23 protein-coding genes are annotated in these 23614 nt (G+C 64.5%); 4 read left to right on the plus strand and 19 right to left on the minus strand.

Features of this window, described 5'->3' with window-relative positions; genetic code table 11:
- Positions 1–59 precede the first annotated feature (59 nt).
- The 3 genes from AAFG50_RS22675 to AAFG50_RS22685 all read right to left on the minus strand — a co-directional run bounded on the left by AAFG50_RS22675 (position 60) and on the right by AAFG50_RS22685 (position 2444).
- On the minus strand, positions 60–272 hold the full coding sequence (locus AAFG50_RS22675) for a hypothetical protein (protein WP_028171828.1): 213 nt from the start codon (positions 270–272) through the stop codon (positions 60–62).
- 155 nt (positions 273–427) lie between these two features.
- Positions 428–604: a hypothetical protein gene (locus tag AAFG50_RS22680; RefSeq protein WP_166466009.1), complete on the minus strand. Its 177-nt coding sequence runs from the start codon at positions 602–604 to the stop codon at positions 428–430.
- 103 nt (positions 605–707) lie between these two features.
- Positions 708–2444, minus strand: coding sequence for an adenylate/guanylate cyclase domain-containing protein (locus tag AAFG50_RS22685; RefSeq protein WP_028171827.1), 1737 nt, complete (start codon positions 2442–2444; stop codon positions 708–710).
- Between the two features lie 325 nt (positions 2445–2769).
- Between AAFG50_RS22685 and AAFG50_RS22690 the strand changes: the two genes are divergently transcribed.
- On the plus strand, positions 2770–4956 hold the full coding sequence (locus AAFG50_RS22690) for a lytic transglycosylase domain-containing protein (RefSeq protein WP_028171826.1): 2187 nt from the start codon (positions 2770–2772) through the stop codon (positions 4954–4956).
- Positions 4957–5040: 84 nt separating this feature from the next.
- Here the strand turns inward: AAFG50_RS22690 and AAFG50_RS22695 are convergent, their stop codons facing one another.
- The 3 genes from AAFG50_RS22695 to AAFG50_RS22705 form a co-directional block, all read right to left on the minus strand.
- Positions 5041–5205, minus strand: coding sequence for a hypothetical protein (locus tag AAFG50_RS22695; RefSeq protein WP_231166487.1), 165 nt, complete (start codon positions 5203–5205; stop codon positions 5041–5043).
- Positions 5206–5417: 212 nt separating this feature from the next.
- Positions 5418–5606 carry a hypothetical protein gene (locus AAFG50_RS22700; protein WP_060912348.1) on the minus strand — a complete coding sequence of 63 codons (189 nt, stop codon included), beginning with the start codon at positions 5604–5606 and terminating at the stop codon, positions 5418–5420.
- Positions 5603–5974 carry a hypothetical protein gene (locus AAFG50_RS22705; RefSeq protein WP_231166488.1) on the minus strand — a complete coding sequence of 124 codons (372 nt, stop codon included), beginning with the start codon at positions 5972–5974 and terminating at the stop codon, positions 5603–5605. Before AAFG50_RS22705 ends, AAFG50_RS22700 begins: the two co-directional genes overlap by 4 nt.
- A gap of 710 nt (positions 5975–6684) precedes the next feature.
- Here AAFG50_RS22705 and AAFG50_RS22710 point away from each other — a divergent pair.
- The 3 genes from AAFG50_RS22710 (at position 6685) to AAFG50_RS22720 (ending at position 10258) form a co-directional block, all read left to right on the plus strand.
- Complete coding sequence (locus AAFG50_RS22710; RefSeq protein WP_039184555.1) at positions 6685–9123, plus strand: PAS domain S-box protein; 2439 nt, start codon at positions 6685–6687, stop codon at positions 9121–9123.
- Entirely contained in the window at positions 9120–9785 is a 666-nt protein-coding gene (locus AAFG50_RS22715) for a response regulator transcription factor (RefSeq protein ID WP_011087542.1), read from the plus strand. The genes AAFG50_RS22710 and AAFG50_RS22715 overlap by 4 nt, the downstream gene beginning before the upstream one ends.
- An 86-nt stretch (positions 9786–9871) precedes the next feature.
- On the plus strand, positions 9872–10258 hold the full coding sequence (locus tag AAFG50_RS22720) for a response regulator (protein WP_028171823.1): 387 nt from the start codon (positions 9872–9874) through the stop codon (positions 10256–10258).
- A gap of 69 nt (positions 10259–10327) precedes the next feature.
- Here AAFG50_RS22720 and AAFG50_RS22725 read toward each other — a convergent pair whose 3' ends face one another.
- The 13 genes from AAFG50_RS22725 to AAFG50_RS22785 all read right to left on the minus strand — a co-directional run bounded on the left by AAFG50_RS22725 (position 10328) and on the right by AAFG50_RS22785 (position 23489).
- Positions 10328–11299, minus strand: coding sequence for a tripartite tricarboxylate transporter substrate binding protein BugD (locus tag AAFG50_RS22725; protein ID WP_028171822.1), 972 nt, complete (start codon positions 11297–11299; stop codon positions 10328–10330).
- 208 nt (positions 11300–11507) lie between these two features.
- Positions 11508–12749: a threonine synthase gene (locus AAFG50_RS22730; RefSeq protein WP_028171821.1), complete on the minus strand. Its 1242-nt coding sequence runs from the start codon at positions 12747–12749 to the stop codon at positions 11508–11510.
- Between the two features lie 229 nt (positions 12750–12978).
- Positions 12979–14400: a dihydrolipoyl dehydrogenase gene (lpdA, locus tag AAFG50_RS22735; RefSeq protein WP_011087546.1), complete on the minus strand. Its 1422-nt coding sequence runs from the start codon at positions 14398–14400 to the stop codon at positions 12979–12981.
- Between the two features lie 17 nt (positions 14401–14417).
- On the minus strand, positions 14418–14651 hold the full coding sequence (locus AAFG50_RS22740) for a hypothetical protein (protein ID WP_028171820.1): 234 nt from the start codon (positions 14649–14651) through the stop codon (positions 14418–14420).
- Positions 14652–14659: 8 nt separating this feature from the next.
- Positions 14660–16015 carry a pyruvate dehydrogenase complex dihydrolipoamide acetyltransferase gene (locus tag AAFG50_RS22745; protein ID WP_011087547.1) on the minus strand — a complete coding sequence of 452 codons (1356 nt, stop codon included), beginning with the start codon at positions 16013–16015 and terminating at the stop codon, positions 14660–14662.
- A 62-nt stretch (positions 16016–16077) separates the two neighbouring features.
- The gene (locus tag AAFG50_RS22750; RefSeq protein ID WP_027548267.1) at positions 16078–16530 is read right to left on the minus strand and encodes a nucleoside deaminase; all 453 of its coding nucleotides are present in this window, start codon (positions 16528–16530) and stop codon (positions 16078–16080) included.
- 2 nt (positions 16531–16532) lie between these two features.
- A complete protein-coding gene (locus tag AAFG50_RS22755) occupies positions 16533–16835 on the minus strand; it encodes a DUF5076 domain-containing protein (RefSeq protein WP_008142223.1) in 303 nt (100 codons plus the stop codon).
- Positions 16836–16838: 3 nt separating this feature from the next.
- Positions 16839–18230, minus strand: coding sequence for a pyruvate dehydrogenase complex E1 component subunit beta (locus AAFG50_RS22760; protein WP_028171819.1), 1392 nt, complete (start codon positions 18228–18230; stop codon positions 16839–16841).
- Between the two features lie 29 nt (positions 18231–18259).
- Complete coding sequence (pdhA, locus tag AAFG50_RS22765) at positions 18260–19282, minus strand: pyruvate dehydrogenase (acetyl-transferring) E1 component subunit alpha (protein WP_028171818.1); 1023 nt, start codon at positions 19280–19282, stop codon at positions 18260–18262.
- A 226-nt stretch (positions 19283–19508) separates the two neighbouring features.
- A complete protein-coding gene (gene adh / locus AAFG50_RS22770; protein WP_028171817.1) occupies positions 19509–21026 on the minus strand; it encodes an aldehyde dehydrogenase in 1518 nt (505 codons plus the stop codon).
- A gap of 280 nt (positions 21027–21306) precedes the next feature.
- A complete protein-coding gene (locus tag AAFG50_RS22775; protein WP_028171816.1) occupies positions 21307–22266 on the minus strand; it encodes a GAF domain-containing protein in 960 nt (319 codons plus the stop codon).
- Positions 22267–22474: 208 nt separating this feature from the next.
- Positions 22475–22792 carry a septum formation initiator family protein gene (locus AAFG50_RS22780; RefSeq protein ID WP_011087554.1) on the minus strand — a complete coding sequence of 106 codons (318 nt, stop codon included), beginning with the start codon at positions 22790–22792 and terminating at the stop codon, positions 22475–22477.
- A gap of 145 nt (positions 22793–22937) precedes the next feature.
- Positions 22938–23489 (minus strand): NAD(P)H-dependent oxidoreductase, encoded by a 552-nt coding sequence (locus AAFG50_RS22785; RefSeq protein ID WP_028171815.1) that lies wholly within the window; start codon positions 23487–23489, stop codon positions 22938–22940.
- Positions 23490–23614 lie beyond the last annotated feature (125 nt).

The raw sequence follows: 23614 nt of genomic DNA on the forward strand, positions 1-23614 counted from the left end.
CCTCAATGCCCAAGGGGCCGGCGATCCCGGCCCCCAAGCTTCTGCAAACCGCTGGCCGCTCAGTGCGCGCCCTTGAGCGTGCAGGACGTGGTGCAGGTGACCGTGTTGCCATGGTCGCACGCCTTGCAGGCGGCCACGCACTGGTTCATGTCGCGGGGGTTGTAGGAGCTGTAGTTCCGCACCGGGCAGGCTGCGGTCGAGCCGGTGATGTCCTGCTCCTGGTTGCAGGCCGCCGCCATGAGCGCGAGGATGAGGACCGCAAGCAGACGCATGGGATTGCCCCGAAAAAGCACCGGCAAAGCAACATCAGCGAGACACGTTGCATTGCAGCGAGTCCCGGCATTCCCACTGCGAGCCATCGCGAATCGCGACGCTCGCTCCCATCAAAGGATGCGTGCCAAATGTTAAGAACGGATTGCAGCCGCCTTCAGGCCGCAGCGCTGGTCGCGACCGCAGCCCGCGTCTCGCGCGCAAGCTGATAATAGTGCTCGGCGAGCTTGAGATAGAATTCGCGCTTGGTGCTGTCGGTGGCGAGCTTGGCGATCAGCTCGCATTCGGCCGTGAGCGTCTCGAACCGTTCCAGCCTGTCCTCAAGTTCTGTCATCGGCGTGTCCCCATCAAACGCCTCAAGGACGATCAACCTAAGCCTGGGAAATAGGTCACGGCGAACATCGTTATCGAGTAGAAACAATTTTTCCCGCGGCGGCTTACTTCTGCTCCAGCCGCCAGGCACCGTCCCACCTCTCGTCCGGCGGATTGACCTCGAACTGCGCGATGCGGGCGAGCAGCGCGCGCGAGGGACCGTCGCCGGGGACGGCTTCGAGCGCCGCGTTGAAGGCGGCGCGGGCCTCGTCGAAGCGGCGGGCGCGATAGGCGGCAAGACCTTCGGCATAGTGCGTGCGCAAGCTGTCCTGCGCGGCGGTGAGCACGCCGGCCCTCGCCATCACCTCGAAGATCGCCTGGGGCGCGCTCTGGCCGGCGACCGCGAGACGATCGATCTCGCGCAATTCGAGGCGCTCACCGACCGCATCCGCCGTCGCCTGCGAGATCAGGATGCGGGTGCCGTAGACCTTGTTGACGGCCTCGAGCCGCGAAGCGAGGTTCACGGCATCGCCCATCACGGTGAAGCTCATCATCAGCTCGGAGCCGATGCTGCCGGTGAGGACCTCGCCGGTGGCGATGCCGATGCGCAGGTCGCAGGGCACGGGCATGGCGCGGATGCCGAGCAGATCGGGCAATTGCTTCTGCAGCGCGGGCACCTGGTCGGTCATGTCGATGGCGGCACAGCCGGCAAGAAGTGCCGGCTCATCCTCCTCGATGAAGGGCGGGCCCCAATAGGCCATGATGGCATCGCCGATATATTTGTCGATGACGCCGCGATTGCTCCTGATCGGGGCCGACATCACCGTAAAATAGTGGTTCATCACCTTGACGAGGCCGCGCGGGGTCATGCCCTCGCTCATCGAGGTGAAGCCGCTCATGTCGCAGAACATGATGGTCATCACCCGGCGCTGGCCGTCGATGGCGACCTCGGGCCGTTCGATCAGGCCCTGCACCACCTTGGGATCGATGTAGCGGCCAAACGTCTCGCGGATGCGCTCGTTGTGGCGCAACTGCTCGATCATGCGGTTGAAGGCGGCCGCGAGCTCGCCGATCTCGTCCTGGGTCGAGACGGCGATGGTCTTGTCGAACCGCCCCGCCTCGACCTCGCGGGTGCCGGCCAGCAACAGCCGCACCGGCCGCGTGATGCCGCCGGACACCAGCAGCGCGAAGGCAAATCCGACGATCGCGGCGAGCAGGGTCACGATGCCCGACACGATGATGGCCTGGCGCTGGTGGCTCATCACCTGCGATGTCGAAGCGAAGACCTGTGTCAGCATGTCGGCACGGATCGCATCGAACTTCCGATTGAACTGGTCGCGGATGGCGTCGATATGTTCCAGCGTGCCGCGGGCTTCTGCCATCTGCTTGGCGTCGACCTGCTTGAGCAGCTTTGCGTGGTCCTCGTTCAGGTCGCGGCGCAGCTCGGTGACGGCCGTCTCGATGCGGATCTCGATCCGCGCCAGCGCGGCATTGTCGGACGGCGTCCTCGGGTCGTCGATGATCGCGTTGATGAGCTTGCGTGCGCCCTCGGCCTCCTCCTCGATCTTGCGGTCCGCTTCCTCGAACTCGCGCAGGCGCGCCGCATAGGCCTCCTCGTCCGAGGACGCCTGCATCTTCATCATGACCATGCGCCGCAGCGCCACCGACCGCTCCAGCGAGCGGATATTGGCGCGCGCCAGATCGCCATAGGCCGGGATGTAGCGGTTGGTCAGCTCGTCCAGGAGGACGCCGACCTGGCTCGACATCACCATCGACAGGATCGAGGTGACCAGCATCAGGACGATCAATCCGAGGGCGATGCCGACGATCTTGCGCCGGATCGACTGGTTGAAAATCGGCATAGGTGCGGGGCAAAGGCTGAAAGGACGGGTCAGGGAACTCAATACACCGGATTTCAGCCCGGGAATACGCGCAATCTGGCCCTTCACGGCGCCCTGGACCGTGCGCAACCGTCGCCGGAGCCTTATTCGTTAACAAAGGTTAAAGAGCCTATTCTATTCCCCGTTGCAAGAGTTCCCGCCTTCCATCCGTATTTTGCCGCATTGTTGCGACAGCGTGACAAATGCGAAACGATGCCGTGGCATCGTTTTCGGCGTCACTTTGATTCTCGAGCCGCATGTCGTCGCGGACTTTGGTTTGTACTGGTTTCGCAGGGGGGACCACGGAATGAACCAGTGCCTACGCTCGCTCGCGTGTGTCGTTGCCGTGGCCGCCTTGGCTCTCCTTCCGACGGAGCTGGCGGCGAAAAGCAGTAACAAACCGTCCGCGTCGAAGAAGACGCATGAGGCGAAAGCCGGCAAGCAGCGCCACGCCGCGGCGAAATCGCGCCATGGCAAGCACGCCGAGGCGAAGCGCAAGCCGAAGAAGCAGGACGACGAGCCGTCAGACAAGCCGGCAGCGCCGCCGCTGACCGGCGACCTCGCCGCGCTGAAGGACGCGATCGATCTCGCGCGCAAGGGCAAGACCGATGACGCGAGCGCGGCGCGCGACCGCATCGCTGATCCCGCCGGGCAGAAGCTCGCCGACTGGTTCATGCTGCGCCATTCCGAGAGTACCGCGAATTTCAAGCGCTATGCCGCCTTCCTCGCCGTCAATCCTGACTGGCCGAGCAGCGCGCTTTTGCGCCGGCGCGCCGAGGCGCGGCTGTGGCAGGAGAAGACCGACGCGGCCACCGTGCACAAATTCACCATGGACCGCCCGAGCAGCGCCAAGGGCAAGTTCGCGCTCGCCCGCGTGCTGCTCACTGAAGGCGACAGCGACAGGGCCGCGCGGCTCGTCCGCGAGGCCTGGCGCACGGACGAATTGTCGGAGCGCAGCGAGGAAGATTCCTACGAGGCGTTCCGCGATCTCCTCACCGCGGACGACCACCGCGCCCGCATGGACAAGCGGCTCGGCGCCAAGGACTATGCCGGCGCAAGGCGCGCGGCAAAACGGCTCGGCGAGGATGCGCTCGCGATCGTCAAGGCCTGCGCCGCCGTCACCGGCAAGGCCAACAAGGCCAAGGACTATCTCGATGACGTTTCGACCGAGGCGCGCCGCGATCTCGGCTATGTGCTGTGCCGCGCGCAATGGCATCTCCAGAAGGACCGCATCGACGATGCGGCCGAGGTGATTTTGGCCGCCGCACCCGACGCCATGGCGGCGCAGGACACCGACGCCTGGTGGCGCGAGCGCCGTTTGCTCGCGCGAAAACTGCTCGACCAGGGCAAGTTCAAGACCGCTTACGACGTGGTGCGCGCTGCGGCCGTGCCGGCGATGGAGGTCTACCGCGTCGACTACCACTTCATGTGCGGCTGGATCGCGCTGCGCTATCTCGACGATCCCAGGACGGCGATGATGCACTTCGCCGCGATCGACGAAGGCTCGGCCAATCCACTCGCGCTGTCGCGCGCCCATTACTGGCGCGGCCGTGCCGCGGAAGCGATGGGGGCGCCGGCCGATGCGCGCCAGAGCTATCAAGCGGCGGCGCGCTACCCGACCGCCTATTACGGTCAGCTCGCCCGCGCCAAGCTCGGCCTCGACCGCATCGAGCTGCGCCCGCCCTCGCCCGTGCTGGCCGCAGCCGACCCGCAAGCCCTGGACGAGCGCGTGCGCGCGGCCGACATGCTCTATGGCATCGGCGAGCGCGACACGGTGTTCTACTACGCCGAGGATCTTGCCAAGGAGAGCACCGACGTCGCCGCGCTCGAAGGCCTCGGCGAGCTGGCCGGACAGCGCAACGATGCCCGCGTGATGCTGGAGGTGGGCAAGTCGGCGCTGGCGCGCGGGCTCGCGCTCGACCACTACGCCTTCCCGACCATCGGCATCCCCGAGCACAAGCAGGTCGCACCCGCGATCGAGACCAGCGTGATCTATTCGGTGGCGCGCACCGAAAGCTCGTTCGACCAGCGCGACAGGTCGGCTGCCAACGCGGTCGGGCTGATGCAGGTGACGCCGGAAGCGGGCCGCGACACCGCAAAGCGCTTCGGCCTGACCTATGACTGGGACAGGATGGTCTCCGATCCCGTCTACAACACGCAGATGGGGGCGGCCGAGCTCAGCGCGCTGCTGTCGGAATATCGCGGCAACCAGATCATGACGTTCGCCGGCTACAATGCCGGCCGCGGCCGCGTGCGCGAATGGGTGCAGGCGCGCGGCGACCCCAGGGATCCCAAGGTCGACCCGGTCGACTGGGTCGAGCGCATCCCGCTGTCGGAGACGCGCAATTACGTCCAGCGTGTGATCGAGAACGTGCTGGTCTACCGCGCGCGGTTCGAGAGCAGCGGCATGGTCGCCGCGAAATCCGAGCAGCGCGTCACGACGCAGGAAGTGAGCGCGGCACCAACGGTATCGGCCGCAGCCCCCTCGCCCTAGCCTCGCGACCGCCGGGGCTGGACGCGGCGCGGGGCTTGACGCGGTGACTGCGGCCGACGACTCTGCGCGGCCTGCGTCGTTCAGCTAGCCGTCACCTCCTTCCGTGGTCAGAAGGTCGTGGGCGCGCAGATATGCCTCGGTCAGCGAGCGCGAGAGCGCGCCCATCTGCATCATCCAGCTCCAGCTCGAGATCGCCGCCAGCACCGCGATCACTTCGAGCGAGCTGCGGTAGGGCCACAGCAGTTCCATGGCGGTCTGCTGATCTCGACGGTAGCAATCCTGGTCGCAATAACGCTCTTGCTTGGACACGTGCCGGACGTAGCTCGAACCCAGCGGCCGGGCGCACGCGCTGCAGACGGCGCCGTGGCAGGGACGTTCCTGATTGACGAGCATGAATCGCAATGCCGTGTCCTCTCCTGCCGGCAGGCGTACCCGCCGATGCGTCTCGTTCGCCTGTCTGCTCAAGACGCCGCGCGCGTACGTTCCTCGATCAACGGTGCCCTTTCATGCTGAAGCGCGTAGCATTCGTAGCCGCAGTAGGGCAGCAGCGTCCTGACATCGCGCAAGTAGCTGCCGCTGATCTCCTCGCAGCACCATAGGCAGAACGTCTTGCGGAAAGGGGTTCGGCCGTTCACCAGTATGAACCTCACGTGGCACCTCCGAGCGCGAAGCAGTAGACCGTGTCGACCAGAGACGCGGACGGCGGCGGGGCGCAAAGATGGTTGCGGCCGTCGGGATTATCCCTGTTTCGTTCCACCTTCTGGGACGGAATGAGGATGTACTTCCCGTCTTCCCGGCGCCGTGCGTAGATCCTGCCTTCGACGTACCGTACCTCTGTCGGATAGCAATCCGCGCTGTTGCAGCAACTCAGCACCGGATTGTCGGGCATGTGCCAGTTCGAATAGAACTTCTCGTGCAGGAGCTGATCCTGAGGCGGATGATGACGATGCGCACCATCCTGTCCAAACTCCTCGGCCTCCACGCCGGTCATCGACAGAAGCGACAGCGCGATCGTCAAGAGGAGCTTGCAAGCACGGTTCAGCACACAGCCTCCCGTTCAGAATTGCGGAATTCACGCCGCCTGAAATCGAAACAACCATCGGCGGTCGCGCTCGCGGCGTGCCCTGAAGCGATCGAGACACTTTCTGGAGCACAGCGGCGTTCGCCAGGAATAATATCGGATCAGGCCAAACTTGCCGTTGCAGACAGCGCAGCCCTTTACATCATGACCGCGCTCGGAGTGTTCAGGCCTATCGCACATCATGCTCTCCTCCTGTCTCTCATGATCGTGGCTGCGCTCGTACGCTGGTGCACGGCCATCCACGCTCGTTTTTTGAAAATGCGGCCTCTCAATCACGACCCGCCAATCATGCGGCAACTCGGGGCAACGGACGCAGAGCTTGGTTCTATGAGCAGCACATCGCGCAAATCGCTGGCTTGTGCCTTGCACATCGCGTCCCCTCGATTGGTCGTGAGACTAGTCCGCACGCAACGGACCGCTCAATTGTACGGAGGTAAATGTGCGCTATGATTAGGAATGCGCGAGCTATACGTAGGTTTGTCCCGTAGTTTTCCGGCCCTTCGCCTTCAATTAGACGAGGCAAAGCCTGCTGGCTGCACGGCAACCGCGAGTTTCGGCGGGCGGATTCCACTTTAGTCGGAAGGAATTGCTCCCCTTGTTGCAAAGTGCTCTACTTGCTTTGGCCTCAGCGAGCCGGGACGCCTGCGATGATGCCTGGCCAGATCGCGAAATTTGGGAATTCGGCAGCACAACTCCTGCTCGGCGGCCTTGCCGCGCTTCGATCGTTCGGCAACGGCGAGAAGGACGCGTCCGCGGTCGCAGATGACTCGCAGCAAGACACCGCCGATCTACGCGACGCCGTGAAGCAGTGGCGTGAGGTATTCGAGCACAATCCGGTCATGTATTTCATGGTCGATCCGGCCGGAACAGTGCTCAACGTCAATACGTTCGGCGCCGCACAACTGGGCTACACGCCGGCCGAGCTGATTGGCCAGTCCGTGCTCAACGTCTTCTTCGAGGAGGACCACGACGCCGTCCGTCGATGCGTAGCGTTGTGCCTGGAAACCCTGGACCAGTCGCATACCTGGGAGATTCGCAAGTTCCGGAAGGACGGCTCAGTCCTTTGGGTCCGTGAGAACGCCAAGGCGATGCTGCGCGGCGATGGAACGCCGATCGTGCTGGTCGCCTGCGAAAATATCACCCAGCGCAAGGAAGCGGAGGATGCGCTGCGGCAGAGCGAAGCCTACCTCGCAGAGGCGCAGGAACTGAGCCGCACCGGCAGCTTCGGCCTGGACGTCGCGACAGGCGCGATCGTCTGGTCAAGGCAAACCTTTCGCATCTTCCAGTGCGACCCGGCGGTGAAGCCGACCTTGGATTTCGTCTTCCAGCGCATCCATCCGGAAGATCGCGATGCGGTCAGCAGGACGCTCGATCGGGCCGCCCGACGAGCAGAAGATTTCGACCATGAGTATCGCCTGCTGATGCCGGATGGATCAATCAAATATCTCCATTCCGTGGCGCGCGCGCTGAGACACGGATCCGGGTGCATCGAGCTTGTCGGGGGCGTCACTGATGTCACGGTTGCAAAGGAGGCCGAACAGCGGCTGCGTCGCAGCGAGGCCTATCTGGCCGAGGCCCAGCGGCTCAGCCATACAAGCAGCTGGGCCTGGGATGTGCGCCGTCAGGAGTTTGCATACCGTTCGGCTGAACTCTACCGCCTGTTCGGATTTGAGCCGAACCAGATCGATGTACCGGCACGGGCTTTCCAGGAACGCATCCTCCCCGAGGATTTCCAGCGGATCATCGAGGTGGAACGTCAGGCCCTCCGGCGAAGGAAGCCCTTCGAAATTGACTTTCGCATTGCGCGCCCGGACGGCTCGATACGACGAGTTCATACCGAGGGACATCCCGTCGTCGGCAGCGACGGCGAAGTGACGGAAATTATCGGTACCCACGTGGACGTCACCGAGCAGGTCGCCGCAAAAGAAGCACTTCAAAGGGCATTTGACGAGCTCAAGGCATCCGAGCAGCGATTCCGCGACTATGCTGAAACCGCATCGGACTGGTTTTGGGAGACCGGGCCGGATCACCGTATCACGAAGATATCGGAACACTCCGATCCGGCCAGTGCTGCGCCGACGGCCTTGATCGGCCTGACGCGGTGGGACATTCCGCCCGATGCCGAGCTCGAGCCCGGAAAGTGGGAGCAGCATCGCGCGACGCTCGACGCCCACCTCCCGTTCCGCGATCTGGTTTACCGCGGCAGGGATCGCAACGGCTCTCCAATTTACGTGCGCACCAGCGGCAAGCCCTTGCATGACGCGGACGGTCATTTTCTCGGCTATCGAGGCGTCAGCAGCGATGTAACGGCGGCGATCCGCGCGGAGCAGGCTGAAGATGCGCTGCGCAAGGCACAAGCCGAGCTCGCCCATGTCACGCGCGTCACGACGCTTGGCGAACTTACCGCCTCGATTGCCCACGAAATCACCCAGCCTCTTGCCGCCGTGATCTCCAATGCGGACGCCTGCATCGCTTGGCTCGATCGCGAACCCGCCGACTTGAAGGCCGCGCGCCGTTCCGCAGAATGGATTGTCGAGGACGCCAATCGGGCCAGCGAGGTGATCCGCCGGATCAGGGCGCTCGCGAAGAAAACCGAGATCGAAGTGGTTTCACTCGACATCAACCAAGTCGTCCGGGAGGCGGTGGCGCTCGTTCGGCGCGAGCTCGCGACCCATGGGGTGTCGGTGCGGATGGAGTTGGCGTCCGACCTGCCGAGGATTTGCGGCGACCGGATCCAGCTCCAGCAGGTGCTGATCAACCTGGTGATGAACGGCATCGAAGCCATGCAAGCCAATGTTGACCACCCGCGCGAACTGGCGATCCGCTCGAGCCTGACGGACGACGACGACGATGACGACCGCCTGCTCCTCACCGTGACGGATCGCGGTGTCGGCCTCGGCAAAGACGTAAAGGAGCGCATCTTCACCCCCTTCTTCACGACGAAGTCGGGCGGTCTGGGGATGGGACTCTCGATCTGCCGATCGATCATCGAGGCTCACGCGGGCCGGCTTTCGGCCTTTCAAAATGAGGGGAGCGGTGCAACATTCCAGATCGCCCTGCCCTTGCCGCACAAGGACACGTCGTGACCGACAATGCCAAGCAGGCCCAGGCGAGCGCAGGTGACCCGATCGTCCGGATCGTCGATGATGATCCGTCGATGCGCCGCGCGCTGACCAATCTCTTTCAATCGGTCGGCCTTAAGGTCGAGGCCTTCAGTTCGGCGGCGGAGATCATGGAAGCCCAACCGCCTGCGGTCCCCAGTTGCCTCGTGCTCGACATCCGTCTGCCAGGATCGAGCGGCCTCGACCTCCAGGCGGACCTCGCCAAGGCCAATATTCACACGCCCATTATCTTCATCACCGGTCATGGCGATATTCCCATGACCGTGAGAGCCATGAAGAGCGGTGCCGTCGATTTTCTGACCAAGCCGGTGCGCGACCAGGACATGCTGGATGCGGTGCAGGCAGCGATCGAACGGGATCGCAGGCGGCGCGATGCCGAGAAGTCGATCTCGGGCGTGCGATCCCGTTTCGAGGGGCTGACAGCGCGCGAGCGCGACGTGCTCGCCCTGGTTGCATCCGGCCTGATGAACAAACAGGTCGCCGCCGAACTTGGATTGGCCGAGATCACCGTGAAGATCTATCGCGGGCAGATCATGCGGAAAATGGGGGCGAAGTCATTGGCCGATCTCGTCAGAATGACCGACGCGCTCGGAATCCCGCGCAACAGGGGTCACCTGCAAACCTAAGTATGCTTTCCAATCCCGCTCCGGGGGCCCACTTTCCGTAAGCGGCTGAACCGTGCCCGGCGGCTCCCCGTTCAGGAGCGATCATATTGTCAGTGCCCTCGATCATTTCCGTCATTGATGATGATCCCTCCGTTCGCCTTGCGACGAACAACCTCCTGACGTCGCGCGGATACACGGTCCACACCTTTGGTTCCGCTCACGAATTTCTTCAATCCGCCGAACTGGACACGACCTCCTGCGTAATCGCCGACGTGCAGATGTTGGCCATGAGCGGTGTCGAGCTGTTGACGCATATGCGCAGCCTCGGGCGCATCACGCCCTTCATCTTCATGACGGCTTTTCCCGACGAGGCCGTGCGCGACCGCGCGCTGAAGGCCGGCGCGACCTGCTTTCTCGCGAAGCCGTTTTCCACGCCGAAGCTGCTTCAATGTCTGGAGGCGGCCCTGACGGGGGCGGATGAAGCCAAGTTGTAACGCGGCCGCGCCTGCCCCTCAGGCCGCGGCTACTCGTCGTCGTGGCGACATACGAAGCGGCAAGGTGCTCTAATCCACCTTGATATTCGCCGCCTTGATGATTGGCCACCATTTTGCGATCTCCGCCTTCTGGCGGGTGCCGAGGGCTTCAGGGGTGAGCTGATCCTGCGGCGTCATCTCCAGGCCCTGGCTTTCGAGCTGCTTCTTCACGGCGGGATCGTTCAGGGCCTCCACGGCGGCGGCGTTGAGCTTGGTCACGATCTCCTTCGGCGTGCCCTTCGGCACCCACATCCCCGACCACAGCGTCATGTGGAAGCCTTTCAGGCCCGCCTCCTCCGCGGTCGGGACGTCCGGCGCCGAGGACAGGCGCTTGTCGTCGGTGACGGCGTAGGCACGGATGGTGCCGGCGCGGACCTGGTTGATGGAGTTGGAGGTCTGGTCGACGATGACGTCGATCTGGCCCGCGATGAGATCGTTCAGCGCGGGCGCAGTGCCGCGATACGGCACGTATTGCAGCTTGATGCCGCTGACACTCTCAAAATAGACCCCGGCGATGTGGCTGCCGGAGCCCGCACCGGCCGTGCCGGCGGTTGCCGCCGACGGCCGCGACTTGAGCCAGTCCAAAAGCTCTTTCAGCGACGTCGCCGGGACCGCGTTCTTGCTGACGACGATCATCGGGTTACTCGGCAACAACACCACCGGTTCGAGATCGGCGACGAGATCGTAGTTGAGCTTGTAGACGGCGCCGTTGGCCACATGGGTGCCGAGATGGCCAAACGAGATGGTGTAGCCGTCTGCCGGCGAATGCACGGCGCGACCGACGCCGATCGAACCGCCGGCGCCGGTGACGTTCTCGATCACCAGGGGCTGGCCGAGCGTCGTCCGCATCCGTTCGGCGAGCACGCGCGCCATCGCATCCGACGGGCCGCCGGCCGCGAAGGGAACGATGATGGTGATAGGATGCGAGGGATAGTCGTCGGCGCGCGCAGCGCCGGTGAGAGCGAGAATACCGATCAGCCCGGCCCAGACGGCCTTCGTCATTGTGTTCTCCCCAGCAATGTCATTGTTGTTTTTCTTTACCTCGCCCCGCTTGCGGGGAGAGGTCGAATTGCGAAGCAAATGGGTCAGCGGGAGCCTCCGCGAGCCCATCTGCCACCGTGTTCGCGCGGAAGCAGGCCTCTCACCCCAACCCTCCCAGCGCGAGCGAAGCTCGTCGCGCCCCCGTAAGAACGGGGAGAGGGAGAGATTTCTAGAACTGCGAGAAGTCGATCGGCTTGTGACGATCGAGCGTGCGGGTGACCGGCGGCAGCGGGTATTTCAGGCCGGTCGCGCAGTTGAACAACATCACGCGGTCGGTCTTGCTGACGCGGCCGTCGGCCAGGCTTTCCTTGTAAGCGGCGTAGGTCGCGGCGCCCTCGGGGCACAGCAAAAGCCCCTCCTCGCGCGCGACCTCGTTCAGCGCCGCCGAGATCTTGTCGTCGTCGACCGCGATGGCAAAGCCCTTGCTCTCGCGCACCGCGCGCAGGATCAGGAAATCGCCGATCGCCTGCGGCACGCGGATGCCGGACGCGATGGTGTGGGCGTCCTCCCAGCGCGTCGCATGCTCGGTGCCGGCATCGAAGGCGCGCACCATCGGCGCGCACCCGGAGGCTTGCACCGCGACCATGCGCGGGCGCTTCGAACCGATGAAGCCGATCTTCTCGAGCTCGTCAAAGGCCTTCCACATGCCGATCAGGCCAGTGCCGCCGCCAGTCGGATAGAAGATCACGTCGGGCACGTCCCAGCCGAGCTGCTCGGCGAGTTCGAGGCCCATCGTCTTCTTGCCTTCGATGCGGTACGGCTCCTTCAGCGTGGAGGTGTCGAACCAGCCGACCTTCGCCTTGCCCTCGCCGACGATCTTGCCGCAATCGTCGATATAGCCGTTGACGCGGTAGACGGTCGCACCCTGGAGCTCGATCTCGCTGACGTTCACTTCCGGCGTATCGGCCGGGCAGAAGATCGTGGTCTTGATGCCGCAGGAGGTCGCGTAAGCCGCGAGCGCCGCACCGGCATTGCCGTTGGTCGGCATCGCCATGTGCTTGATGCCGAGCGCCTTGCCCATCGACACCGCCATCACCAGACCGCGCGCCTTGAACGAGCCGGTCGGCAGGCGTCCCTCATCCTTCACGATGATCTCACCGCCGCCCAGCTTTTTTCCGAGCTTCGGCAGCCGGATCAGCGGCGTCGTCACCTCGCCGAGCGAGACGATGTCCTTGCATTTGCGCACCGGCAGCAGCTCGCGATAGCGCCACATGTCAGCGGGGCGTTCCTTGAGCGCATCCTTGGTCAGCGCCTTCTTCACGCCCGCGAGGTCGTAGCGCACCAGCAGCGGCTTGCCGGCTTTCGAGAGGTTGTGGACCTGGTCGGCCGCGTAGTGATCGCCTTCCATCGCGCATTCGAGATGGGTGACGAAGGTCGGGCGTTCGATGGTGAGGTTGTCGTTGTCGTGCATGGGTTGGCCCTCTTCTTGTTCTGTTCCGTTCATTACGTGATCCGTCACCTTGAGGCGCGAGCCATGCGGCGCATCGCGCCGTATGGTGAGCCTCGAAGGGCGACGAGACCGGCTGCATCTCGGCCGCTCATCCTTCGAGGCTCGGCCAACGGTGCTCCGCACCGCCGGCCTCACACCTCAGGATGACGGGACTGCTCAGAGCGCCCCCGACGCCGCAGTCCCCCTTCCCTCAAATATTCAACACTCGCCCATAAGCATCCAGCACGGCTTCCTTCATCATCTCCGACAGCGTCGGATGCGGGAACACGGTGTGCATCAGCTCTTCTTCCGTCGTCTCCAGATTCATGGCGACGACATAGCCCTGGATCAGCTCGGTGACCTCCGCGCCGACCATGTGGGCGCCGAGGAGCTGACCGGTCTTCTTGTCGAAGATCACCTTGACCAGGCCCTGGTCCTCGCCCAGCGCAATCGCCTTGCCGTTGCCGACGAAGGGGAAGCGGCCGACGCGGATCTCGCGGCCGTTCTCCTTGGCCTTGGCTTCGGTGAGGCCGACCGAGGCGACCTGCGGCTGGCAATAGGTGCAGCCCGGGATCAGGTTCTTGTCCATGGGATGCGGATGCAGGCCCTTGATCGCCTCGACGCAGATCACGCCTTCATGCTCGGCCTTGTGCGCCAGCATCGGGGGGCCCGCGACGTCGCCAATGGCGTAGATGCCGGGGACGTTGGTCTTGCCGTAACCGTCGATCACGATGCAGCCGCGATCGGTTTTGACACCGAGCTTTTCGAGGCCGAGGCTCTCGATGTTGCCAACGACGCCGACCGCCGAGATCACGCGCTCGAACTCGGTGGTCACAGGCTTGCCCTTGCCGTCGTCGATGGTGGCGACGACGCTGTCGGCCTTCTTCTCGAGCTTCGTCACCTTGGTCGAGGACAGGATCTTGATGCCCTGCTTTTCGAAACGCTTGCGCGCAAGGCCGGCGATCTCGGCGTCCTCGACCGGCAGGATCTGCGGCAGCACCTCGACCACGGTGACGTCAGAGCCCATGGTGTGGAAGAACGAGGCGAATTCGATGCCGATCGCGCCGGAGCCGACGACCAGCAGCGACTTCGGCATCCGCTCCGGCACCATCGCCTCGAAATAGGTCCAGATCAGCTTCTTGTCGGGCTCGAGCCCCGGCAGCACGCGCGGCCGCGCGCCGGTCGCGACGATGATGTGCTTGGCCTGGTAGGTCCCCTCGCCCAGCGCGCCCTTCGGCGCTTCGACGTCGGACTTCTTCACGGTGACCTTGCCGGGCGCGTCGATCGAGGCAGCGCCCCAGATTACGGTCACCTTGTTCTTCTTCATCAGGAAGCCGACGCCGTCATTCAGCCGCTTCGAGACGCCACGCGAACGCTGCACCACAGCCTTCGGGTCGAACGAGACCTTCTCGGCCGACAGGCCGTAATCCTTGGCGTGCTGCATGTAGTGATAGATCTCGGCGGAGCGCAGCAGCGCCTTGGTCGGGATGCAGCCCCAGTTCAGGCAGATGCCGCCGAGGTAGGACTTTTCGACGATCGCGACCTTGAAGCCGAGCTGGGCGGCGCGGATCGCGGTGACATAGCCGCCGGGACCGGAGCCGATGATGATGATGTCGAAGGATGTATCGGCCATGGCGGCTCCCGTTCAACTCAAGCGGTCGTTGCGCCGCGGGCGCGGCGATTGAGGATGTAAGTTCTGATCAGCCATTCCGCGAGGATGACCGCCGCCATGACGGCGATGATCACCAGCGCAATGGGTCTCCAGATGTCGCGCGACAGTCTCTCTCCGGCAAAGAAGGCAGATTCAATGATGTCGCGGCCGATCGGGCTGAGCGTCAACACCAGCGAGATCACCATTGAGATCCAGGGCCAGCGCGTCCGCATGCGCCATCTCAGACCATCATCATGACCGGATTTTCGATGAGCTGCTTGAACGCGCCGATCAGCTCGGCGCCGAGCGCGCCGTCGATGGCGCGGTGATCGCACGACAAGGTCACGCTCATCATGTGCGCGATCTCGATCTTGCCATTCCGCACCACGGGCCGTTCTTCGCTGGTGCCGACCGCGAGGATGGTGGCATGCGGCGGGTTGATCACGGCGGTGAAGTGGCTGATGCCGTACATGCCGAGGTTGGACACGGCGGTGGTGCCGCCCTGGTATTCCTCGGGCTTGAGCTTGCGCGAGCGGGCGCGCGCGGCAAAGTCCTTCATCTCGTTGGAGATGGTGGAGAGCGTCTTGGTCTCCGCTTTCCGGATGATCGGCGTGATCAGGCCACCGGGCATCGCCACGGCAACGCCGACGTCGGAATGGTGATGCTTGACCATGCCGCTTTCGGTCCAGCTCACATTGCAGTTCGGGATCTTCTGGAGCGCGACCGCCATCGCCTTGATGACGAAGTCGTTGACCGAGATCTTGTAGAGCGGCTTCTTCTCCTTGTCCTTGGGAGCCGCCGCATTGATCTCCTCGCGCGCGGCGAGCAGCTTGCCGATGTCGCAGTCGATGGTGAGGTAGAAATGCGGGACGTTCTGGATCGACGCAGTCAGGCGCTGCGCGATCGTGCGGCGCATGCCGTCGTGCGGGACGATGTCGTAGGAGCCGGGCTCGAACAGCGACAGGATCTGCTTGTCCGACATGGTCGGCGCGATCGAGGGCGCGGATGACGGCGCCGCGGCGGGCGCCTTGAGGCCCTTGCCGGACTTGGCCTGCTCGACGTCGCGGGCGACGACGCGGCCGTGCGGGCCGGTGCCTGTCACCATCGACACGTCGATGCCGGCGTCCTTGGCCAGACGTCGCGCCAGCGGCGATGAGAACACGCGGCCGCCATGGCCGTTGCTCTGAGCAGCCGGTGCGGCAGCCTGCGGCGCGGGTGCGGCGGCGGGCGGCGGTGCAGCCTTGGGCGCAGCAGGTGCTGTCGCGGGAGCTGGCGCAGCAGCGGGAGCATCCGTGGCTTTCGGCGGCGCGGCGGAGGCGCTGGGCTTGGCGGCACCAGCGGCCTTCACATCCTCGCCCTCACCGGCCAGCACGGCGATGACGTCGTTGACCGGGACGTCCTGCGTGCCTTCGGGCACCAGGATCTTGGCGATCGTGCCCTCGTCGATGGCCTCGACCTCCATGGTCGCCTTGTCGGTCTCGATCTCGGCGATGACATCGCCGGATTTGACCTTGTCGCCTTCCTTCTTCAGCCACTTGGCGAGGTTGCCCTTCTCCATCGTCGGCGAGAGAGCGGGCATCAGGATGTTGATGGGCATGCTGACCTCAAGAAGAACTTTGCAAAACGTCGTCTCCGACAGCGAAGACGAACAGACCAGGTTTAGTTGCCGATGTCGCCCTGCCAGAGGCGCTCATTGGCAGGGATGGAACGCCAATTCTTCATCATGGTGATGGAGCGGTCGTCGGCAAGGTCGATCCAGGGGATGCCGAACTTGTCGAGGATGTCCTTGGAGCCCGGAAAGGTGACGGATTCCCCGATCACCACCAGCTTCACCTTGAACAATGCGAGCGCGCCGGCACACATCGAGCATGGCGACAGCGTGGTGTACATGACGGTGTCGTGGAATGTGATCGCGCCGGCCTCGCGCAGGCAGCTCATCTCGCCGTGCAGGATCACGTTGTTCTCCTGCACGCGGTTGTTGTGACCGCGGGCGATGATCTGGTTGTCGCGCGTCAGCACGGCGCCGATCGGCAGGCCGCCCTGCGCGATCGAGGCCTCCGCCTCGCGGATCGCCTCCAGCATGAAATCGAAGTGATAGGATTCGATCGCCACTGTCAGTGCCCCTTCCCGCGCGGCGTCGTGGTGCCGGTGTCCGTGGGGCGCTCGATCTCGGCCTGGAACATCTCGAGGATCCGGCTCAACGCGTCCTCCTCGGTATATTCGCTCTCGCGCGCATAGGCGCGCGCGGCGTGACGGGCAAGATCGACGAGCAAGAGGCCCCACATGTCGGGTTCCTCGAAGGCGCGCTGGAACGCCATCGACAGCCCGCCGTCCAGCACGAACACGCGCAGGATCTCGACCGCGTCCTCGCGGGTCATGACGTCGGGTGGCAGTGGCTGCTCCTTCGGGCCCGCCATGGTCTACCTGTAGCAGACGGCTTTGGCGGCCTCGACGACTTCCGCCGCCGACGGCAGCGCGAGCTTCTCCAGATTCGCGGCATAGGGCATCGGCACGTCCTTGCCGGAGACGCGCGCAACGGGCGCGTCCAGATAGTCGAAGGCGTTCTCCATGATCCGTGCGGCGATCTCGGCGCCGACGCCGCTCTGGGCCCAGCCCTCTTCCACCGTGACGGCGCGCCCCGTCTTCTTGACCGAGTTGACGATGGTCTCGGTGTCCATCGGGCGCAGCGTGCGCAGGTCGATCACCTCGGCCTCGATGCCGTCCTTGGCGAGCTCGTCGGCGGCCTTGAGCGCATAGGTCATGCCGTTCGACCAGGAGATGATTGTGACGTGGCTGCCGGAGCGCACGATGCGCGCCTTGCCGATCGGGATCACGAAGTCGTCGAGCTTTGGCACTTCGCCGGTGTGGCCGTAGAGCACCTCGTTCTCGAGGAAGATCACCGGATTGGGATCGCGGATCGCGGCCTTGAGCAGGCCCTTGTAATCCGCGGCCGAGAACGGCGCGACGACCTTGAGACCCGGAACGTTCGAATACCAGGATGAATAGTCCTGGCTGTGCTGCGCGGCGACGCGCGCGGCGGCGCCGTTCGGGCCGCGGAACACGATCGAGCACCCCATCTGGCCGCCGGACATATAGAGCGTCTTGGCGGCGGAGTTGATGATCTGGTCGATCGCCTGCATCGCGAAGTTGAAGGTCATGAACTCGACGACCGGCTTCAGCCCGGTCATCGCGGCGCCGACGCCGATGCCGGCAAAGCCGTGCTCGGTGATCGGTGTGTCGATCACGCGCTTGGCGCCGAATTCCTGGAGCAGGCCCTGGGTGACCTTGTAGGCGCCCTGATACTCGGCAACCTCTTCGCCCATCACGAAGACGTCGGCGTCGCGGCGCATCTCTTCGGCCATGGCATCGCGCAGCGCTTCGCGGATGGTCTGCGTCACCATCTCGGTGCCCGCGGGCACTTCCGGATCAGGCTCGGCGACGGCTTGTGGTGCGGACGGCGCAGCCCTGGGCGCGGGTGCCTCGGCCTTTGCGGCGGCAGGGGCTGCGGATTCGGCGGCCTTCGGCTGCGGGGCCGGCGCGGGCGCCTTTGCGAGATCAGCGGCGCTCTCACCGTCGGCAAGAATCGTCGCGATCGGCGTGTTGACGGCGACGTCGGCGGTGCCTTCGGGGATCAGGATCTTGCCGAGCGTGCCCTCGTCGGTCGCCTCGACCTCCATGGTCGCCTTGTCGGTCTCGATCTCGGCGATGACATCGCCGGACTTGATGGCCTCACCCTCTTTTTTCAGCCATTTGGCGAGGTTGCCCTTTTCCATCGTGGGCGACAACGCGGGCATCAGCACTTGAATTGGCATATCGGCTCCAAAAGAAAGCTTGCGCGCGTTCAGCGGTAAACGTCGGTCCAGAGCTCGGCGGCATCCGGCTCGGGATCATGCTGGGCAAAGTCGGCAGACGCGTTGACGATATCGCGCACCTCGGCGTCGATCGCCTTGAGGTCGGCCTCGCTGACCTTGGCGGCCAACAGGCGGTTGCGCACCTGCTCGATCGGGTCCTGATCGTGGCGGACCTTCTCGACCTCCTCGCGCGTGCGGTATTTTGCAGGGTCGGACATCGAGTGGCCGCGATAGCGGTAGGTCTGCATTTCCAGGATCATCGGCCCCTTGCCGGCGCGGCACCAGGCGGCGGCCTCGTCGCCCGCAGCCTTCACCGCACGGACGTCCATGCCGTCGACTTGCAGGCCGGGGATGTTGAAGGACGCGCCGCGCTTGGAAAAGTCCTGCTGCGCGGAAGCGCGCGAGACCGCGGTGCCCATGGCGTAGCGGTTGTTCTCGATGACATAGATCACCGGCAGCTTCCAGAGCTCCGCCATGTTGAAGCTCTCATAGACTTGGCCCTGGTTGGCCGCGCCGTCGCCGAAATAGGTGACGCTGACATTGCCGTTGCCGCGATAGTTGTTGGCGAAGGCCAGACCCGTGCCGAGCGAGACCTGGGCACCGACGATGCCGTGGCCGCCGTAAAAGTGCTTCTCCTTGCTGAACATGTGCATGGAGCCGCCCTTGCCCTTGGAATAGCCGCCGCGGCGTCCCGTGAGCTCGGCCATGACGCCGTTGGCGTCCATGCCGGTCGCGAGCATGTGACCGTGGTCGCGATAGCCGGTGATGACCTGATCGCCCTCCTTGAGAGCCATCTGCATGCCGACCACCACGGCCTCCTGGCCGATATAGAGGTGGCAGAAGCCGCCGATCGCGCCCATGCCGTAGAGCTGGCCGGCCTTTTCCTCGAACCTGCGGATCAGGAGCATGTCGCGGAGCGCCTTGAGCTCCTGCTCCCTGGTGAATTCCGGGGGCGAACCGCCGTTGGTCTTGTCCTGTGGAGCGCTTGCGGCGGCTTTCTTGGGTGCGGCCATGGGAATTCCGGGTCAGAGAAAACTTTCGTCCTCTCTAACCCAAGTCAAACACCCTTGGAAAGCACCGCGGCGGCATGACACGACATTCATTATGCCGCACTGCAACGTGATCGAAATATTGGAAAATCTTTGACGCAGATCAGGCAACAAATCTAACGCCGTGCGGGCCAGGTCCCGTTTAGCGGAACGAGCGGCGCCAAAACGGCGCCGCCCGCTCCTGTTCCGATCAGAAGAAGCCGAGCTTCTTCGGGCTGTAGCTGACCAGGAGATTCTTGGTCTGCTGGTAGTGATCGAGCATCATCTTGTGGGTCTCGCGACCGACGCCCGACTGCTTGTAGCCGCCGAACGCCGCATGCGCGGGATAGGCATGGTAGCAATTGGTCCAGACCCGGCCGGCCTGGATCGCCCGGCCGAAGCGGTAGCAGCGGTTGGCATCGCGGCTCCAGACACCGGCGCCGAGACCGTAGAGCGTGTCGTTGGCGATCGCGAGCGCTTCGTCGTCGGTCTTGAAGGTCGTGACCGAGACGACGGGACCAAAGATCTCCTCCTGGAAGATTCGCATCTTGTTGTGGCCTTCGAACACGGTCGGCTGGACGTAGAAGCCGCCGGAAAGATCGCCGCCGAGCTCGGCACGACCGCCGCCGGCCAGCACCTTGGCGCCCTCCTGCTTGCCGATGTCGATATAGGAGAGGATCTTGGCGAGCTGCTCACCCGAGGCCTGTGCACCGATCATGGTGTCGGCCGCACGCGGGTCGCCCTGCTTGATCGCGGCGACGCGCTTCAGCGCCCGCTCCATGAAGCGGTCATAGATGTCGGCGTGGACCAGCGCCCGGCTCGGGCAGGTGCAGACCTCGCCCTGGTTCAGCGCGAACATGACGAAGCCTTCGATCGCCTTGTCGAAGAAGTCGTCGTCCTCGGCGGTGACGTCCTTGAAGAAGATGTTCGGCGACTTGCCGCCGAGCTCCAGCGTGACCGGGATCAGGTTCTGGCTGGCATATTGCATGATCAGCCGGCCCGTCGAGGTCTCGCCGGTGAAGGCGATCTTGGCGATGCGCGGGCTCGAGGCCAGCGGCTTGCCGGCTTCGAGGCCAAAGCCGTTGACGATGTTGAGGACGCCGGGCGGCAGCAGGTCGCCGATGACCTCGGCCCAGACCATGATCGAGGCCGGGGTCTGCTCGGCGGGCTTGAGCACGACGCAATTGCCGGCGGCAAGCGCCGGGGCGAGTTTCCAGCAGGCCATCAGCAGCGGGAAGTTCCAGGGGATGATCTGGCCGACCACACCGAGCGGCTCGTGGAAATGATAGGCGATAGTATCGTGGTCGATCTCGCCGATCGAGCCTTCCTGGGCGCGGACGACGCCGGCGAAATAGCGGAAGTGGTCGATGGCGAGCGGGATGTCGGCGGCGCGAGTCTCGCGGATCGGCTTGCCGTTGTCCCAGGTCTCGGCGATCGCGAGGCGCTCGAGATTCTCTTCCATGCGGTCGGCGATCTTGTTCAGGATCGCGGCGCGCTCGGCGACGCTGGTGCTCCCCCAGCCGGCCTTGGCGGCATGCGCCGCGTCGAGCGCAGCTTCGACGTCCTGCGCGTCGGAGCGTGCGATCTTGCAGACGATCTGTCCGTTCACCGGCGAGGCATTGTCGAAATATTTGCCCGAGATCGGCGCGACGAACTTGCCGCCGATGAAGTTGTCGTAGCGTTCGGCGAAGGGAACTTTGGTGACGCTGAGGAATTCCACCTTGTTCATTGATCACTCCCGATGTTTGCTGTTTGCGCAATTCGTCGCTGGTCGCGACTTGCGCCGACGATGATGCGGGAGGCGTTTCCTGTCAGCCCTGATAGGAGCGATGGCGGAGCGGACCTGTCGCAGTTCTGCGACAGGTCCGGGGTGAGGCAGGTGCAAGATCGAGGGCTCGCGGCTTCCACATCGTCACTGCGAGCGCAGCGAAGCAATCCAGAGTCCCTCCGCGGAAAGATTCTGGATTGCTTCGCTACGCTCGCAATGACGGCTGAAAGGACAGTGGCCCTCAGTGGTTCAGCTCGAACCGCTTGAGCTTCCTGTGCAGGGTTGCGCGGCTGACGCCGAGGGCTTTGGCGGCCGCCGAAACATTGCCGCCCGCGCGGAGCAGCGCCCGCTGCACCACCGCGCGCTGACCGCCGGCGAGGTGGTCGCGCGCCGTATCGCCGCCGAGAAGATCGGCCGCGGGCACTGGCCGCAACGCCCGGCCTGGCGCGAGCCCAAGTCCCACCCGGGCGGAGCGTGTCGCGCCGACCACGAGATCGTCCGCATCGACCGCAACGAGGCCCCCGCACTGTCCGTCCGCAGCCGGCGTCAGCACGATGCGGGCATGGGCGAAAGCCCGGCGGAACAAGTCGGCCTCGATGCGCTTTGCCGCCTCGCCTGCCGCGAGCGCGATCAGATTGGAAAACGCATCGGTCCGGTCGGCGCGGCAGGAGGAGACGTCGAGCACGCCGGCAAACGCCGCCTCGTGGTCGTAGATCGGTACGGCGGTGCAGCTCAACAGCGTGTTGCGCGTGAAGAAGTGCTGGTCGCGGTCGATCGTCAGCGGCCGCTGCTCGACGACGCAGGTGCCGATGCCATTGGTGCCCTCGCGCTCCTCGCTCCAGAGCGCGCCGGTCCACAGACCCCAGGATTGGAAGGTGGTGTCGTCCGCCGGCGTGCCGCGACGATCCACCGGTACCCCCTCGCCGTCGGCCAGCAGCACGCAGCAGCCGGCCGCGCCAACCGCCTGGTAGAGCCGGTCCATCGCGCCTCGTGCAGCGGCGAGCAGCGGTGCGATCCGCTCGCGCGCCTCGCGGAGTTCCGCGTCGGTCAGCCGCTGGGGCAGGCCCCGGCCGGAGGGGTCGAGATGATGCAGTCGGGACGAACGGCGCCAGGAGGCCACGAGCGCGGAGCGAGCCGCCTGGCCTGATGCAATAGCGGCTTCGACACGAGCCGCGTGATGCTGGGGCATTGACCCATTCATCACCGTTTCCTCCGGGTGGCAATCTACGGCGTGCCGGCGCGGCCTGATTGATCTCTGTCAATCCTTGGGAGCAGTGCGCCGCACAAGCCATGCCCCCGCCCGCGCTGCTCCGTCAAGGCGGCAAGACGACTGCGGTCTTGCGACCTTTGCAGGAGGCGGTCGGACCCGGCGCCGGCTTTCGATACCGGTTTCGAAACCTGCGCAAGCGCTAGTTCGGCGGGATCATCCGAACGAGATCGCGCGGATTGACGTAGTCGAGCTGGAAGCGTGCTCGCTCGTCCAGCATGTCGGGATCGATCCTCGCCGAACGCAGCAGCGAGACGCGCTGCTCGCTCCTGGCGCGCTCGCGCTTGAGCTGGGCCAGCTCGCTCGTCAGCGCGATGATCTCCTGGTCGAGTTCCTGGCGGGCGTTGAGGCCGTATTTGCCGGTATAGGCGTTGACGCCGAAATAGCCGACGATGGCAGCCGCCATCGCATAGAGGGCAAGACCGGTCAGGATCGATTTGAGGCGCGCGCGGGAGACCATCTTGGGAAGATGGGGCAGCTTGGTTAAGGGAGCGCTAATCTTGGCAAACTGTCATTCCGGGGCGATGCGCAGCATCGAACCCGGAATCTCGAGATTCCGGGTTCGGCTCTTCGAGCCGCCCCCGGAATGACAAGGTTGTTCAGCCTCAGCCGTGATGCTTGGCCACGTGGGCGGCGAAGGCGTCGATATAGGCCTGGAGCACGGTCTTGAGCGCGTCCTTGGCGAGGTTACCCTCTGCATCGAAGGCGTCGCCAACCGCGTTCAGGTAGGTCTCGGGCTGCTGCATGATCGGGCCGGCAATGCCCGGCAGGATGTTCTGGAGCGTCTTGGCCGCGCTGACGCCGCCGAGCGGGCCCGGCGAGTTCGAGATGATGCCGACCGGCTTGCCGTTGAACGAGCTCTTGCCATAGGGGCGCGAGGCGACGTCGATGGCATTCTTGAGGACGCCCGGGATGGCGCGATTGTATTCCGGGGTGACGAACAGGACACCGTCCGATTTCTGGAGCTTTTCGCGGAAGGCCAGCCAGTCCGCGGGCGGCGCGCTCTCGAGGTCCTGGTTGAAAAAGGAGATGCCCGCCGGCGTGATGACCTCGAGCTTGAGAGAGGCCGGCGCGAGCTTCGCGAGCGCATTGGCGATCTTCAGCGAAAAACTGTCCTTGCGCAGGCTGCCGGCGATCACGACGATATTGTAGGCCATGGAGTGTCCTCAGAACTTGAGCGGGAGTGCCGGGCGGCACTTAAGCGATCCGGACCAATGGATGCAAGTGCATGAACCGGTCCGATTTGGAAACATTGAGTTTCTGAAACCGTCGTCCAAAACAA

Origin of the sequence: Bradyrhizobium sp. B039 (assembly GCF_038965675.1) — a bacterium.
Classification (GTDB): Bacteria; Pseudomonadota; Alphaproteobacteria; order Rhizobiales; family Xanthobacteraceae; genus Bradyrhizobium; species Bradyrhizobium diazoefficiens.